The sequence below is a fragment of the Loktanella sp. Alg231-35 genome (assembly GCF_900143545.1).
GTDB lineage: Bacteria > Pseudomonadota > Alphaproteobacteria > Rhodobacterales > Rhodobacteraceae > Yoonia.
The window spans coordinates 208,406-223,794 of the sequence record NZ_FREV01000001.1 but is presented as its reverse complement, the minus strand read 5'-3'; the positions used below and the strand labels follow the sequence as shown (position 1 = coordinate 223,794).

Genomic DNA, 15,389 nt, shown 5'->3' with positions numbered 1-15,389 from the left:
GAAAATCACAGGAAGTTTGACACGCCCAACACTTTAGAGGGGCTAGTCACAATGGCATCAATACGTAAGCGCAACAACGGGAAGTTCTGTGTTCAGATACGCAAATCAGGCCTACCAGCCAAATCAAAGACCTTTGACAATCAAGATGCCGCCAAGGAATGGGTCAAAAGAGAAGAACAAGCTTGGACCGGTCAGGAAAGTCCCAACGCCAAGCCACAACATACATTATTGTCGATTGGCAAACTGTACTGCGACAACCAGCTAAAGGGGAAACCATCTCGACATTTGATGTTGATGCGGTTTGAGCGCGTTGCAAAACACTTCGAGCAGCCATTTCTTTCTATCACGCGGGTTCATGTCAACGAGTTTAAGAACAAGAGAATGTCTCAAGTGAGCGGCCCCACCGTTCGTGAAGAAATCCAATCAATCAACAAGCTATTTCGATGGACTGAGCGAGAGATGATATTCGGTGACATAACCATTGGCTCCCCCGCCCGAAACATAGCGCTTCCACCCGCTTCGAAACCAATAACAAGGGTAGTGGAGAAGGAAGAACTCCATCTGCTGATGGCAGATCTAAACCCATTAATGCGCGAGATCGTAGAATTGGCGTACGAAACAGCCATGAGGCGGGCGGAAATCACCAAACTTCTTCCACGCAACATTGATATTCCGGGGCGCACGTTGTTGGTTGAAGACGGCAAAACTGGTGATCGTTTCGTCCCTCTGACCAAGAGGGCGGTAGAGCTGCTAAGAGGGGCCGTACAGCGCGCCGCTACGTTTGACTCAAGGTTGTACCCAGTGGCGCCACATAGCGTCTCTACGGCCGTTAGAAGGGCCAGACAGCGAACAGGGCTAGGCGATCATGTGAGGATGCATCAGTTGCGTCATACAAGGATCACGGAAGTAGCAAAACGTGGCTTCAATCAAGCTCAGATAATGATGGTCAGTGGACATAGGGACTCCCGCAGCGTCCAGCGTTACACTCATCTCAGCGTGAAGGACGTCATTGATCTGATAGACTAGGAGTTGGTGGTTCTGCAGTGCTAGTTCTAGGATTTTCTAGCTGAAAAATTTACGCTGTCTTGTTGGACCGAAAGCAATTTTCCAATCTTCTTTCAATGCGGCCATCTGACGCTCTTGGGCAGGTTCATCACTTACATCTAGGGTGTAGCTGATTGCAATGCGGACAAATCTACCGTTCGAGTTCTTGGTGGCAATGAGAGCTTCCTAGGTTCAGGATCCATTGATCGGCTTGATGCTACGTTGTCGGCATGATTCACGAACCCCAATGATTTGGGGGACAGATGAGCAATCTCTATTGGCTGACAGAAACGCAAATGGTGCGACTTCGACCGTTCTTTCCAAATAGCCGAGGTCGACCACGCGTTGATGAGCGGCGTGTGTTGAGCGGAATTTAATTCATCAATCGCAACGGCTTACGATGGTGTGATGCGCCCGCAGACTATGGCCCTGCCAAGACGTTGTACAACCGCTGGAAGCGATGGAGCGATATGGGTGTGTTTGCGCGGCTAACCACCCTAGGCAAGGACGGCCCATTGTTGCCGTTCATCTAGCACATACGATGCTGCAGTGCGGCCCGTCAAACGGACCTTGACCGATTTGCAGCATTCTCGCGACACGTAGGTCCGGTGCGCGGGACCTTGCCGACTTTCGCCACAAGTGTCCCAATGTCCGGTTCGGCGCACTGCTCACCAAACCATGGTTTCAGTTTGGCCGATAAGCGCATAGAATTGTAAAACCGCGACACGATCCATCTTGTTATGCCCATATGGTTTTTGGCAACCTAAAACAGAACCGATTAAGGGGATTAGCTTTTGAGAAAGTTCATTTGGCTTGGAGCAGGGATTATCGGGCTTGGGGTGGTTTCGTGTTCAAATCCAAACCTACTCGGTTGCTATAATCCAACTGGGTATTGTGGTGGAAGCAGCTCTCCAGATCCTGACCGCATTGGCGGCCCTTCTTGGTTTCTTGGGCAAGCAAGTGCTGACGAGAGATTGGCGTACTATCGCGATAGCTGTGAGAGGGGCAGCCAATTGATACCGTCGCGCGACATAGAGTCGTGCGCGATTGAGAGAATTGCGCAGAATGCACATCAGTATTGTACTCTCTATCATCGGTCACCGGCATCAGACCTAGATGAAGCCAAAGAGGCAGAACGAGACCGCCGTTATGAAAGCTGCAAACAGGGTGTTTTGGATCAACACGGATTATGAATTCATGTCAGGTTGAAGTTCCCGATGACCGTCCGGCGAACTACACTGAAATGTGCTGCGGCGCGGCGATCCAAGCCGTCGTTTATTCCCCCTGCAGCAAAATAAGGGCCCAGATGACTGGGTTGCGGACAAAGCCGACCTTTACTCCAGTTGCAGCAATGGCCGCTTTCAGTTGGCGCGTTAGCAATGTGTGAAACCCATTGTATCGCTTACAAATCTCTTTGCAGGCGGGAAATCCGATCTTTGGGGCGTGACGCGCAATAGTGCCAGGACCGTTCAATCGCACTATCGACGAACTAGACCCCCTCAGCCGCCAACAATCGGTACAACAGCCGAAAAATCGCACCGCGCAAGGTTGGCTTGCGGAATGATAAAAACGATATGGCTTACATCCCCGAACATCCATCCCGGTAGGTCACTCGAAAATAGCTGGAGCAATACGGCGTTGTCTTTGTCGAAAGGTGGGTTGGCCCTTGTAACATACGGCTTACTCTCTTCTTCTAAAGCACTATCGTAGGACAAAAACCAACTTATGTCGGACCAATCCCAACGCGGAAGTCCGCCAAGACCGTCGTGGTGTTTGTTGGCGGCCCGCAGGTAGAGCCCTTCCTGATAGCTGCGTGTTGCATGGGGAAGCGTATCTGGTGCTTCAGAATACCGACGGAGCAACTCAAAATGCTGTTTCGCCTTCCACTCTCTATTGTGGAATCCCTCTTTGCCGATAAGGCTGCTATTGCTGAATTCAAGCTTCTCTAAAGCTCCAAGTCTCTCTACCCCGTTCTCAGAGTTACGTTCGATAACGAATAACCCTTCCAAATGTGGTTCAAGCTGCTCAATGACGTCGTCTGGAATCTTTTCGGGATATCCATCTCGCCCTTCGAGAGAATTTCTCAGTTCCATCCCACGTTTATGGCAGTCGTTTGCAACGGCGATGGCAGCTTCAATTTCTGCGCCATTTTCTTCTAGAATCTTGCGACCTACATCAAGATACGCGGCAACATCTGGATCTGTATCGTCTCTGTCAGAGTACTCTTCCGCAGCTCTTTCGAAGTTTTTGCCTGTCTGTTCGTGGCCTTTTGCAACTGATACTTTGCCAGCGCTGCCTCTGAGAACATTGCTGGCCGCGACAATGACTGCTGTCAGCCTCTTTGAAAGCTCCAGATAACTGCCCGGTCGAGCCTCAAAGGCCCTTACATACTTGAAGGTTTCTTTTTGAATCCTTTCGTAGCTGCGGCGCTGGGTGACCCAGTAAAGGGAAGGCACGGTTATCTTAGAAATCTCATGAAAGAATCCTCTCCAGATTGACTCTTCCACAATGCCGGACGTGCGCTGCGCCCTGTATAACTCAAGAAATTGATCGAGGTGCTCTTTCGCAGGGCGCAGCTTTGGCCAGTTAAGTCTTAGTGCGGCAAGTGTGTCCTTGCATATCGCTAAACGCTGCTCGTCTGCGTATGTCCTGTCTTCCGGTGGCTTGGCGTGAATGGACCTAATCTGCTTGTAATGTCGTTTCCATTGCATCTTGTATTGCGCACAACGCTCGTCGAGATTGATCGTCAGCGTGTCAAGTAGATGTTCAAACAGATCCCAAGTGATCGGATATGTCCGATCAACAAGGTCGGCTTTTTGATCGGGAGCAACCGAAGCGTTTTTGCCAGTTGTGGTACCCTCAAATTTGCCCGTCTCCTCTATCTCCAGGAACCTCACTGGACAGATTGGAAAAGGTGTTGTTGTTGCCGGTAAGAAATTCTTGCTTTCATATCGCGCCCAAGCAAGATCTCCAACTAGGCTCGTAGGGACTTCAACTGACCTTTCTGTGCAAGACCCGTCGACATGCAGAACCGCGCAGCGCAAATCCTTAAACGCGCCTGAAAAACGATATGGCAGAAAGAAAAGCAACCACCCAGTCCGTGGACCATCACCACCCCAAATGCGTGCAGGTATCTTGCTGCAATCAAGCCGCGCAAGAAACACCATCGGCTCTCCCTCATGACATGGCCATGCGATGTGGTCAGGCAGTATGGGTTTGCCACCGTAATATCCAGCAGGTGCCTCTGAAGCGGGCAACGGAGCAATCTTTTCGATCCGCACGGCGTGTTTGATTTGGTACTGACTGTCCATATTTTTTTGTTCCAAGCCGCTGCCCAACGGCTGCCTCAACCGAGCTTTCAAGCGTTCAATAACGTCAAGTAAAATTCTGGCCAAATTCAGTTGCCCCGATCCAAAGGTACCTGTTTGGCTAGCCCGCTCTATCGCGGTTTCGCAGGCCCTGCTTTCCTGTTCAATCAACGTATCAGGCGCTGCGCTAACTCAACAGAGCGTTCTCAACGGACCGGCACTTATTGGCTAAGCTAGCAGGCTTTTTGCGGTTATCTTTTCGAGCAAAGCCGACACTTCAGTCTAGTGCAGCATTATCCACTTAGGGCTCATCGCCGCCATTAGATCGGTCGCAGCATGCTCACCTTTAGGATGATGCCACCCCAGAAAGGACGGCCCATTGCGGACCTTCACGAGCTGAGTTGGTGCTGCAGTGCACCTTTGACATTGCGGTCATTCGTGCACAGTGCAACATTTCAGGACAAGCCAACTCAGCCTATTTGGGGCGCATTAGACGCATAGAAGTCGGAGGCCGAATTTGGAGCGGATCAAAGAGAATGTGTCCTTCGAACAGGCAAAAATTTCATTAGGGTCTCTCTTGTTTTTGTGGTCGAGCATCGAAAGAGCTGCGCGTGAAGAAGTCGCAAGTGCTCACGAGGGACAACTTCCTAAGTCAGCGTATGGCATTGCGGCTGTTCTCAAGGCTTGGGAAGCTATCGTAAGAAATGCACAAAACGCATCGCCGATGCGCACATTGCTCGCCCTTACGCTTCGAAGTCAACTTCAACATCCGCTCGATGTCCGGAACGGTGTCTGCCATGGTTTGGTCGGGCTCTCAGCTACCAAGAACAATCAGCCTGCCACCCTAACTTGGGAACTTAACAATGAAACGCAAAGTATCACCTGGCAGGAGCTACAGGCAAATTTCGCCTGGCTCTCGAAAGTCCCGTCGGCCATCAGGATGATCTCCAATCATAGGCAAGGGGAAATGGGCAGCCGATTGATTGATAACTTCGAGAACCGCAATTGGTGGAGATCGGAGTATGGGCTTGAACTTCCTGAGGCCATATGAACAGATCGATGATCTTTGGCATTCGGCCCTAAGCGGACTTTCACGCTTCGCGTTGGGAATGAGTGCCCCCGGAAATATCTGCCCCTCAAAACAGACTTCCATCAGTGGAATTGCGGACCTTCAGCCAATTAATGGCCTTATTCTATTTCAACAGGCGGCGCCTCATGCTCTAATAAAAGGGAATTATGTTCTTGACGGATTATTGAGGGAACTTGTTTTGAAGAACGCAGCATCAGTGGAAGAGGCTTGGGAAAGCGATCGGTTAGGCTACAAAGAGATAGGCCACGCCTTCACGAACCTGATCCAGTCGATTGAGACAGAAAAGGTTATTTCAATCGAAGCCGGATTCGGTCGCGGCAAGACCTTCTTCCGCAAAGCTTGGGCAAGACATCTCAAAAGCGCTGGCGAAGTTGTCGTTGAAGTCGACGTGCAGCAATCTGATCACTCTGGCGATCCCGTCATTACACTGCTCGGCGCACTTGTGGATGCGCTACCAAAAGGCGGAAAAGGCAAGGGCGAGAAGGCGTTGGAATCCGCCAAGAAGGTTGGGGCCATTGGCGCTCGCGCACTCACCCGCGCCATGCTTAAGTCTGGCGCAGACGAAGTGTTTGACGCTATAACCGACAGCGCTATCGACCAGCTAGAAAATTTCGATGTGCTCGATGGCGTCATCAAAGGCGTTGGTAGTGAAATGTCGAAGGTGGCAGGGCAACTGATAGTTTCGCAGATGGCCGCTGAAAGAGTTCGAAAAACTGAACTTCCTGAACAGCTTGAAGCTCTACGGGCCGCACTAGTTGAAGGCGATGAAAACAAGCGCGTCGTGGTGATCATAGACGAGCTTGATCGCTGCCACCCAGAATATGCGATTTCCTTCTTGGAGGCGACGAAACTCATCTTCGGCCAGTCCGGCTTCATTTTCTGCTTAATGATCAATGCGGACTACTTGGAGAACCTAGCGAGACACCGCTTTGGAGTCGCAAAGGAAGACGAAAAATACCTCGATAAGTTCGTCGATATCCGACTGAAACTTGATCCAAATCCGGACACGTTCAAGACCGCTGTGTACGACTTGGCCTGTGATTTACCATTGAAGATTCCGTATGGCGAGGAAGAAGCTTTTTCAGTGGAGCGAGCAGCGGAATTGGCGAGCATACTCGCGGTCGAGTGTGGCTTCTCAATGCGAAAGACAAAGCGAATACTGCTGAAGATCGAAATTGCGCTGCGCTGCTACGCGGATCGTCCTCTTGATGCGCCTTTACTTGTCTTCATGGCATTCAAAGACGAAAGCCCATCAAAAGTTAATCAAGCCCACTTGCCGCGCAGTTTTCTCACACCCGAGGAAGCTGAAACGCAATTAGCAAAGAATAAAAATGACTTTCCCCAATTTAAAAATCACGTCGAAATTGACGGCACAAGAAATGCGGTAGTGCGTGAAAATGCACTTGAGCTATTGGATTTACCCTCGGATCGCTACTTCAACCCCAAAGGCGAGAACTACAAACCTTGGGCTTGGGCCTTCATTGCCTTGGCGCCCCACTACATTCCATCCCATCGGAGCGTTCTAGACAGTGTCGCTTCTGTACTTGTTCCGGAAGCTCCGGGCTGACCCCGGCAAATTGTTAGAGCAATATGCTTATACATGGTCCAATTTTTGATTGAAAAGAAAATTTCCAGCGTTTGGCTTGCTCTTGACTCCGTTCAAGCGGGTAAGGTTTTGGAAGCACTGGACAAGCGAGCAGACATCATAGCTTCAAATGTCGACACTTCGGGATCTAGAAGCGTCTGATGTAGTCGAAGACTCGGCATTAACGACCGCTTTCGAGAGATGGCAGGGCTTTCTTGAAATCGCTACTTGTTCGTCTCTGCCGTCTCTGCTCGCCGCAATGAATGTCTGGTTTCCGCCCAACTTCTCCTTATGGTTACATAGCTATGATGTTCCATGCCTAGAAATGTATTAGTAATGTATGTTACCTAATTTATCGTAGTAACTTAATTATATCACTTCTAGTAGTTGTCATTAGTATTGTCTCTGCTGAGAAGTACGGTTGGTTTGTTAGTCAAAGGGTTCAACTGTGCTCCACCTCTATGTATTAAGTAGGCTCTGCTTCCTCTTCGATCTCTAATGTGATTTGCCATGCACGGAATGACTGAAGTTCATTGGCATACCAATCCGTTCGAACTGGATGAGCAACTCTATATATTTCCATATCCGCTTCGTCCTCTTCGTCCGAGTTCACTCCATGTCTAACGTTATAGCGATCCACCAGTTCGTTCATCACATCGTCATAAGTCATCTTTGAGTACTTTAGTTTGGACGCAAAATCCGTACCTGTAATTTTCTTGAAGCTAGTCTCCATGACCAATTCGAGTTCAACTTCCCATCCTTGAGGCACGATGAAACTGTCATGAATGACAAGAACCGGAACGGACAAGAGAGTGAAATAATCTACGATCTCAGCCGCTATTTGGGAGTCTAAGAATTGCAGCTCTATTCCAACATCACTTCCAAAACTTGCTGCGATTGGTTCATGCAACTCAATGAGTTGGTCAGTGACCTCAAACACCTCCTCATCGGTCAACTTCTTCCATTCCGTCCCGGGTCCCTGATTGTGCCGAAAAGCTGCCGGAATTGAATTCATATCAGGCGCATTTAACATCGTTAGGAGTAGCTGTTTGGCTAGGAGTCTAAGCTGCGAAGGGTTGGACTCAAAACTAACAGGTTCTATCTGATAAGGCTCGACAGACAAAGCCTCCCACATATCGAGCCCCAACCGTGCATAAAGTAAATTGGGGTGAAGGCTGCCAAAGTCGACTTCAGCAGTGATTTTATCATCTATCAAGATGTTTGCACGCAACTCGCTGGGACACCGTTGCCACCACCCACCATAAAAGCGCCCGCCTAGCTGAAAACTGCTTCGGCTGAAAACACGTCTGGTAAACTTGCCTTGCTGCTTGGCAAGAACAATAGGACCTTGGTTCGTTGCAATGTTGCCCTCAGCCGAGTGGAGTAAAATGAACGTTCGGTTTAACAGAGTGTTGTAGGCGTTAAGCGCAGCCGACATTGCGTCCGTCTCACCTGATGCCTCAAATTCTATGGCCTCTTTCTCTTCGTTTCTAAGCTCAATTACCAAACGATCTTGATGGTAGCCCAGATCATAGGCACTAAATCGAGCCTGCTCAAAATGCTTGATCAGGCGGTCTGTTGGCCACATCCTGCTCAAGAAGCCCTTTCCGGTTTGCTTGTTAAAGAAGCCGTTCTTCAACTCGACTAGTTGAGCCTCTGAGAGCCAATCTACAACGTCGATTGTCAGGCGAGAGATATTAAGTTCGTTATAGATTGAACTAGCGCCATACTCGTTCGGGCTTCGAGGAAATGAAGTCCTTAGCGTCGGGTCACTCGACCAGTTCAAGTATAGATCAAGCAGTACTACTTTAAGGTGCTTCTTGCGGATATTCTCATTTCCAGAAACCTTTAACTGCGCATAAATCTCATCAACAAACCCGTTAACTTCCGGGTGCTCAGACCAAGTATGCACGTCTAGGCGCTTGGAGTGACGAAGCGCCATTCCTTCTGCCTCGCCAAGATCTGTGTCATACCAGTCGTCGGGTTCTTTTTTCATTTCAGAAACCTAGACCTACCGTTGCGAAACAGCAATTGTGCAAGTTTGAACGCTGATGGATTTGTTCTGTTTATCTACAAAGAATCAATAGCTTAACTGCTCAAATTGGCTAAATCCGATACGTTCAATCCCGGTTTTGGTTTGCGCGTGGAGTCTGCACTGACACCACGTGTGTCGTTAACGGCTCCAATTGCTCAATTTTTTCCGAGAATCTGTTGAATTACGATGAACAAACAAGGCGAACCCCATGCCCCTGGGGGCTACCCCTCATTTCCTCCTTAGGCTGCATCATTGAGTATGACAGGGACAACATAACGATTTCAGATGGGTACACGTTTTGTCACACCAATTTCGTTGTGACTGCTCTTGTGTGCAGGGGTTTTGCAGTGTCGATTGCAAAGTTTTCTAGGAGCAAATTTCAGCACTGACGGGCATAATGAGGAGCTATGGCTTTAGAAGAGACCACGCTGGTTTGCCAAGTGCAGTTGCGATTTTGTGCATGTTATCAACGGATATGTTTTGTTCTGATCGCTCGACTGCGCTCAGATACGTTCTATTCACGCCAGCTTCGTGGGCCAGCCCCTCCTGAGATAGGCCCAACTCTGCACGAGCCAACCTTACATTCTTAGCGAAGACATCTCGCAGGGGGCTTTTAGTTGTTCTCTTCACAAACGCCAAAGTCGGCGCTGTTGGTTTTAAATCTACCTGTTATAGCATACATTCGTGATAGGTGTCATCGATTGTCGGGCGCTCATGGGTTCAAGGCAACGGAGTCAATATGCTGAAATTCTGGGCAAGGCTGTTCAAAAGCTCAAAATTCATGAATAGGCTAGCGGACGAAATCGGAGTCGACAGACAAATCTACAAATCGGCTTTGACTGAGGTTGGAACCAATTTCGCAAATTATGAAGCATGGTTTCGAAGGTCGAGTGAGCCGGAGGCTGAGATTCTGCGAGAGCTGGCCACAGCGTCATGTGAACCTGCTGCGGCGGGGGCCAAAAGGCTGAAAGTGAAGTTTCCCAAAGAGCAAAGCATAGATCGCTTCTTGGAACAGATTTCACGCTACAACGAAGGTTTGTCATCAGCGCAAATGGAGGAATCAATGAAGACGCGGGATGCTTCCAAAGCCACATCTGAACTTCCCGGCACCGATACGGCTATGCAGATCATATTCATGCAATTGCCGTTGTGTGGTCTCGACCCCATGAGCCTATGTGCACGCCTCAAGCATGATAGTTTTGCGCTCGGCTATGTTTTTGGCGTCGCCGATATGGCGAATTATCAGTTCAATCAACCACTGCCCGATGGGCAAGTTCACACGTTGGACTTTATCCGGCATGTTTTTGTCGAAACTTTGGGTGGAGAGGGTGAAGAACGCTTCGATCAAGCGCTTCAAAGTCAAGCTGAACCGGAATTCGCTTCGGGCCGGCAGGGTGGCGCAAACGATTTGGGCAACTGGTTGAAATCCAGAGGTCAAGTGCACGCCGTCGGTTTAAGCCGCCATGTCTGTTCAAACTGATCAATTTGGCGATTCCTCTCCTTCAGCTCGAAATGATCCTCAATTCATCATCAGCCAATGGCCGCTGTAGTTTGAGCGCATCAGCCGTTGGCGAGGTCAACCAGTTTTCTACATCATCCTTCTGAGTCAGAATAACGGGCATAGCCTTTGGATGAACCGCACCTACGGTCTCATTCGCATCGCAAGTCAGAAAGCCAAACAGGTTGTCCGTCGTTTCGCCATCCTTGACCTTTCGAACTGAAGTCCACGGCGTCCAGATCCCAGCGAAGAAGCCCAATTGTTGATCCTGACCTAGCTCGAACCAAACTGGCTTCTTGTCCTTGCCGGGCTCAGAGAATGACGTGAATGGCACCACGCAACGGTTCTGAACACCTAACCAGCGACGCCAATGCGGTGACAGTGTGTTGCGTACATTTGTTACTCCACGGTCATAGTTCCGGTTTTTTAGCGCAAACGCTGGCGACGGCATACCCCAACGCATCATTGACAGGACAAGTCCGTCTGCCGTGTTTGCAACGACAGGTGCCTGCTGGTCAGGGTAGATGCTCGGAAGTGGTTGCAAGTTGCCCGTTTCGTCTTTGATGTCATCAAACAGCGCGCGGATAGCGCTCTGGGCCTTTGTCATTGAATAAAGATTGCACACACCAAACAACTCTGAACCTGACCACGCTCTGTCGTGGGCTGGTGAGGAATATGCGCGACTTTCGAGGCCGTCAGCAAGGGTGAAGTCAGGAAACGCCGCAACGACAGCCTGAGCACATTCAGGATTGCGCAAGTAAACTCCAATAGCATCTCTAGCTAAGCCATTGGAAGAGTGGACAGCAAACTGACCACTACCGACTTCCTTTGTCAGCCATCTTTGGAGGTCATCCAGCCTCATACCAAAGCCTGTCGGTGGTACGGAAAAGCGAATACGTACGGGAAAAGCCGACTCATCAGACTTCTTTTGAGGTGTGGAGCGTCGAACCATTGAAGGAACATTTCAGGAACATCATTCGTAGACAAGCTGTACTTTCGTTCATTCCCCGACGTCGTTGGCAGAGGTGAACGATGCGCATGAGTTCATTACAGGATGCAGAACCCTGCATTTTTTCCAAGAAATTTTCCGCTGTAGCTCAGCTGGTAGAGCACGGCCCCGCTAGCGGCGGGCAGGTCAAGCGGAGCGCTGACCATTCGCATTGATGGGCCTACTGTGACAACTGTGACAACTGTGACAAGGTGTTGTGACAAACATTCAAATCAGCTATGCACATTGCACACGCAACATGGGTAAGTGTCTGACTTAACCTGATTTGTACTGGTGCCGCTGATAGGACTCGAACCTACGACCCCATCATTACGAATGACGTGCTCTACCAGCTGAGCTACAGCGGCATCCGGGGCTTTGATAGCATTGCGGAAAAACCCGTGAAAGGTCTATTTTACCTCTGATTCTTCCATCACGTCAGCGTCTTCCACGATCTCTGCCGCAGGTATTGCCACCTCTGCGGGTTGCCCCACGATCATGGGCAGCATTTCGGTGCCAGCTGGCATCGCCACCTCGCTTGCGGGGGGCGTTTTCCACGAAAGCGTGTCGAATGATCCGCAATTGCTGCAGGTAGCAGCCCAACTGGGATGGATGTGCTGGCAGTTCTCGCAGATCCATTGCGGTCCGCGCGGTGCGGTAAGTGCTTTGGTCAGCCAACCGCGGACCACGGCATCATCGGCACCTTCGCCACGCTCAATGGCGGCCATCAGCGTCAGGTTACGGGCCGTTGGGTCAGTTCCCACCAGATCGCCCAGCGCGCGTTTGGCGGCGGGAAAATCCTCTGCGGCGATTTGCAGTTCCGCTATCAGCATCTTGGTTTCCGGATGGTCGGTGGTGGCCTTTGTCAGCGTCTTGAAGCGCTTCAGACGCTCTTCGGCACTTTCATCGGGCGCCACTTCGGCAAAGGCTGCGGCGATGTCAGGATGCGGTTGAGCATTCCACGTCTTGGTCAGAACCCGCGTGGCGTAGCGGGCATTGCCTTCACCGATATACCCACGTGCCGCCATAACAGCAGCTGGAATCAGATCAGGGGACAGGCGGTTGGCCTCAATCGCCGCTTCCCGCGCCTCAATCGTCTTGCCGTCGCTAAGGATATCACGCGCCTCTGACAGCGCCAGCACCGCGTCGCGCCGTTTGTGTACATCGCGGGGCAAGCTTCCTGATTTTAGCTTGGCACCCAGCGTTTTGCGCGCGCCGGCCCAATCTGATGCATCCGCCTGCAGGCGCAAAAGAACATCCTGCGTTTCTTCATGCTTTGGCTTCAACGCAAAGGCCTTTTCCGCCAACTTCATCGCAGTGTCGGTGTCACCATCCGCCAGCTTCTGCTTCATGATCCCGCGCACGCCGACAAAGCGGGTTTTGTCGTCCGCCAGCAGCTTTTTATAGGTATCTTCCGCTGTTTTGCGGTCACCTGTCATCTCGGCCGCCTGCGCCGTCAGCAAGTTCGTCAATTGTGGCTGTTGCAGGTATTTGTCTGCACGCGCCGCCTTGGTCATCGCCAGATGCCCCTCGCCAGAGGCGAGCGCCATCATCCCTTCAGACAGGGCCTCATACCCCTTGCGCTCGCGGTTACGGTCGAAATAGCGCGAGATCGCCGTTTCATCCCCATTGAGGAATTTGAACGTCGCCACACAGAGCGCCAGCAACTTGAGACCCAACCACACGGCGACAACCAGTACCACAAGGCCAAAGACCATCTCTATCGGGCTGAGCGTGAATTCCTGCCCCGCCACATCGACGGTCATTCCGCCATCGACTTCCATTAACTGTGTGCCGCCATAGGTCAGCGCGGTGACCGCGACGACAAATGCCAGAATTTTTATCAAAGACCAAAGCATAACAGGCGCCTTCAGTTATCAGAAAGGGAGGTAGAGAGCATTTCAACAGCCGCAATTGCATCGGCGCGGGCTTCGGCCTGGCCCAGCCAGTCGGACATTTCCGCGCGGGCCACCTCCGGCAAGGCGCTGATTTCTGCCAGCGCGTCGGACAAGCGCCCAGTGCGCACAGCTGCCTCGGCCCGTGACAGGATCGCGTCGGCGCTGTCGCCGTCTTGCGGTGTGGTAGAACGCACGTCAAGCTGGTTGCGAATAAAGGCCCCGATGCCGCCGGATTCTTCACCCGCCACGCCTTCGCTGCGTGCAGTGGCCAGAGCAGCGCGGGCCATGTCGGGGAACTGGTCTTGCAATCCGGCCAAGGTCGGCACCCCATCTTGTAGGCTGATCAGTGCCGCAGGTGCGCTGTCGCCAATAGCCGCTTCGAGGTCACCGAGTGCGGCACCGATTGGCGCGCCACTTTCGAGTGCCGTTTGCACACGGGCAAGGGCCGCTCGGGCAGCCGCACTGCGCGCAGCGGCTGCGGCGTTTTCTTCGATGGAGGCGGCGGCGGCGCGAGCTTCTTCCAATTCGGTTTGGGCGGCACCCGTCATTTCAGCAATCTGAGCGCGCAATGCGTCCATTTCTGCCTGCACGTCCGAGGTATCAACAGAGACAGATCCGCCCGTGCCTACGGGGCGCGCTTCAAGAGCCGCAACGCGCACGGAAAGTTCATTCAGCGTGGCGCCCAACGCGTCTTGTGCCGAAACAATGCCAGAAAGATCAACCGTGGGCGGGTTTGCAACACGGTCTTCGAGGGCCGCGATCGCGGTCGCTTGTGTGGCGACCTGATTGGCGAGCGTGTTGTCTGGCTGCGGCGCCGTGAACGTGGCGACGGCGAAACCGATCACACCAGCTAGCAATCCACCCAAGGCCAACGGAAAGAACCCTGCATTACGTGAATCTGCCGGGGGTGCGGCAGGTTCAACCGGGGTCGGTTCTGCTTCTGCCTCAACAGGTTGTTGCGGCGTGGGCATATCGCCCGCTTTAACGTCGCCATGTACCTCAGCCGGAATCGCATCAATCGAGGGCACAACACCGTCCGATTCGGACAGGGCTTTGGCCTCAATAACTTCGTTTTCCGTTTTTTCGGGCGCTTTACGGCCCTTGGCTGGCTGTTTTGCCACGTTATTCCACCCTTTCACGTGCTCACCCGAAAATTGTACGAGCGATACAACACATTAGCCCCCCTGCGCCGGACCCTCAAGCAAAGCGCCTGCGCTAGGTTGACGCTGTTGCGGCCTTTAGTGCCGCCACCGTCGCCTCCAGCATGGCCTCTGCATCCGGCCGTTTTGCCAGAAAAACACTGGCGTCCAATGACGGGTCCAGACCATCCAGCACAGCCGCACTGATCACCGGGGCATAAACTTGCGTTTGATATGGCCCTTGCGCGCTGAAAATCATCCCTGTGCGCGGCGAAAACAATGGGACAATCACCGGAGAGTTCCCCCCAAGGGCGATCTTAGCCTCTCGATTGAGGGTTTGCGCCTGCTGATCATAGCCGATCACATCTGCGCAGGTGATCCCCGCAGATTGCAACCGCTCACATACATCGCCGCGCGTATGTATGCCGCGCATATGGGCCAGCTTGCCCAAAGGATTGGCAGCAATGACATCTGCGATCAGTCCCTCGGCATCACCCGGCCCGACTGTCGGATCAAATCCGGCATCCCGCGCCGCTTGGGCTGTCTTTTGGCCCACACACCAGGCGGGCAAACCTTTGGGCAGACCCATCCGTTTGGCTGCAGTCACGCCATTGACCGAGGTGAAGATCAAACCATCTGGTGTCTCTAGCTTTGCATCCAGCCAGACAATCTTGATCAAGGGCGAAGGGATGACGGTAAGCGGTTTACCCCAAACCTCCGCCACCTTGGCGGCAAAGCCTTCGCCTTGGGCCCTTGGCCGTGTCATGATGAGCGTGGGTGTCATTGGCGGGCCATTGTTTGCGG

At 52.0% G+C, this 15,389-nt stretch carries 11 protein-coding genes, 1 tRNA gene and 1 pseudogene; 5 read left to right on the top strand and 8 right to left on the bottom strand.

The genetic code is table 11. From position 1 onward, the window contains the following. Positions 1-51: 51 nt before the first annotated feature. Together DHN10_RS01095 and DHN10_RS01090 are read left to right on the top strand one after the other, a co-directional pair. Positions 52-1,026 carry a tyrosine-type recombinase/integrase gene (locus tag DHN10_RS01095; RefSeq protein ID WP_108813409.1) on the top strand — a complete coding sequence of 325 codons (975 nt, stop codon included), beginning with the start codon at positions 52-54 and terminating at the stop codon, positions 1,024-1,026. A 281-nt stretch (positions 1,027-1,307) separates the two neighbouring features. Further along, positions 1,308-1,535, top strand: a pseudogene (locus tag DHN10_RS01090) (transposase); the annotation flags it as partial. Positions 1,536-2,543: 1,008 nt separating this feature from the next. Here the strand turns inward: DHN10_RS01090 and DHN10_RS01080 are convergent. Further along, positions 2,544-4,523, bottom strand: a complete 1,980-nt coding sequence (locus DHN10_RS01080) for a DUF1963 domain-containing protein (RefSeq protein ID WP_159086886.1) — start codon at positions 4,521-4,523, stop codon at positions 2,544-2,546. A gap of 346 nt (positions 4,524-4,869) precedes the next feature. On the opposite strand from DHN10_RS01080, the gene DHN10_RS01075 reads away from it, so the two are divergent. Further along, positions 4,870-5,403: a hypothetical protein gene (locus tag DHN10_RS01075; protein ID WP_108813406.1), complete on the top strand. Its 534-nt coding sequence runs from the start codon at positions 4,870-4,872 to the stop codon at positions 5,401-5,403. Beyond that, the gene (locus DHN10_RS01070; RefSeq protein ID WP_108813405.1) at positions 5,375-7,009 is read left to right on the top strand and encodes a KAP family P-loop NTPase fold protein; all 1,635 of its coding nucleotides are present in this window, start codon (positions 5,375-5,377) and stop codon (positions 7,007-7,009) included. The genes DHN10_RS01075 and DHN10_RS01070 overlap by 29 nt, the downstream gene beginning before the upstream one ends. Positions 7,010-7,493: 484 nt before the next feature. Here DHN10_RS01070 and DHN10_RS01065 read toward each other — a convergent pair whose 3' ends face one another. Beyond that, a complete protein-coding gene (locus tag DHN10_RS01065) occupies positions 7,494-9,023 on the bottom strand; it encodes a hypothetical protein (protein ID WP_108813404.1) in 1,530 nt (509 codons plus the stop codon). Positions 9,024-9,467: 444 nt separating this feature from the next. Continuing rightward, on the bottom strand, positions 9,468-9,692 hold the full coding sequence (locus tag DHN10_RS01060; protein WP_108813881.1) for a helix-turn-helix transcriptional regulator: 225 nt from the start codon (positions 9,690-9,692) through the stop codon (positions 9,468-9,470). Positions 9,693-9,801: 109 nt separating this feature from the next. Between DHN10_RS01060 and DHN10_RS01055 the strand changes: the two genes are divergently transcribed. Next, positions 9,802-10,542 carry a hypothetical protein gene (locus DHN10_RS01055; protein WP_108813403.1) on the top strand — a complete coding sequence of 247 codons (741 nt, stop codon included), beginning with the start codon at positions 9,802-9,804 and terminating at the stop codon, positions 10,540-10,542. Between the two features lie 22 nt (positions 10,543-10,564). On the opposite strand, the gene DHN10_RS01050 is transcribed toward DHN10_RS01055, so the two are convergent. The 5 genes from DHN10_RS01050 to DHN10_RS01030 form a co-directional block, all read right to left on the bottom strand. Continuing rightward, positions 10,565-11,422 carry an SOS response-associated peptidase gene (locus DHN10_RS01050; protein WP_234416941.1) on the bottom strand — a complete coding sequence of 286 codons (858 nt, stop codon included), beginning with the start codon at positions 11,420-11,422 and terminating at the stop codon, positions 10,565-10,567. Between the two features lie 418 nt (positions 11,423-11,840). Continuing rightward, positions 11,841-11,916 (bottom strand) — tRNA-Thr (locus DHN10_RS01045). 42 nt (positions 11,917-11,958) lie between these two features. Continuing rightward, the gene (locus tag DHN10_RS01040; protein ID WP_108813402.1) at positions 11,959-13,407 is read right to left on the bottom strand and encodes a heme biosynthesis protein HemY; all 1,449 of its coding nucleotides are present in this window, start codon (positions 13,405-13,407) and stop codon (positions 11,959-11,961) included. 11 nt (positions 13,408-13,418) lie between these two features. Next, a complete protein-coding gene (locus DHN10_RS01035) occupies positions 13,419-14,567 on the bottom strand; it encodes a COG4223 family protein (RefSeq protein WP_108813401.1) in 1,149 nt (382 codons plus the stop codon). Between the two features lie 94 nt (positions 14,568-14,661). After that, a complete protein-coding gene (locus tag DHN10_RS01030; RefSeq protein WP_108813400.1) occupies positions 14,662-15,369 on the bottom strand; it encodes a uroporphyrinogen-III synthase in 708 nt (235 codons plus the stop codon). Positions 15,370-15,389 lie beyond the last annotated feature (20 nt).

Coding starts and splice junctions, on each gene's coding strand:
- DHN10_RS01050 (WP_234416941.1), bottom strand. CDS start 11,422: ATGAGGCTGGATGACCTCCAAAGATGGCTGACAAAGGAAGTCGGTAGT.
- DHN10_RS01055 (WP_108813403.1), top strand. CDS start 9,802: ATGCTGAAATTCTGGGCAAGGCTGTTCAAAAGCTCAAAATTCATGAAT.
- DHN10_RS01030 (WP_108813400.1), bottom strand. CDS start 15,369: ATGACACCCACGCTCATCATGACACGGCCAAGGGCCCAAGGCGAAGGC.
- DHN10_RS01095 (WP_108813409.1), top strand. CDS start 52: ATGGCATCAATACGTAAGCGCAACAACGGGAAGTTCTGTGTTCAGATA.
- DHN10_RS01040 (WP_108813402.1), bottom strand. CDS start 13,407: ATGCTTTGGTCTTTGATAAAAATTCTGGCATTTGTCGTCGCGGTCACC.
- DHN10_RS01065 (WP_108813404.1), bottom strand. CDS start 9,023: ATGAAAAAAGAACCCGACGACTGGTATGACACAGATCTTGGCGAGGCA.
- DHN10_RS01070 (WP_108813405.1), top strand. CDS start 5,375: ATGGGCTTGAACTTCCTGAGGCCATATGAACAGATCGATGATCTTTGG.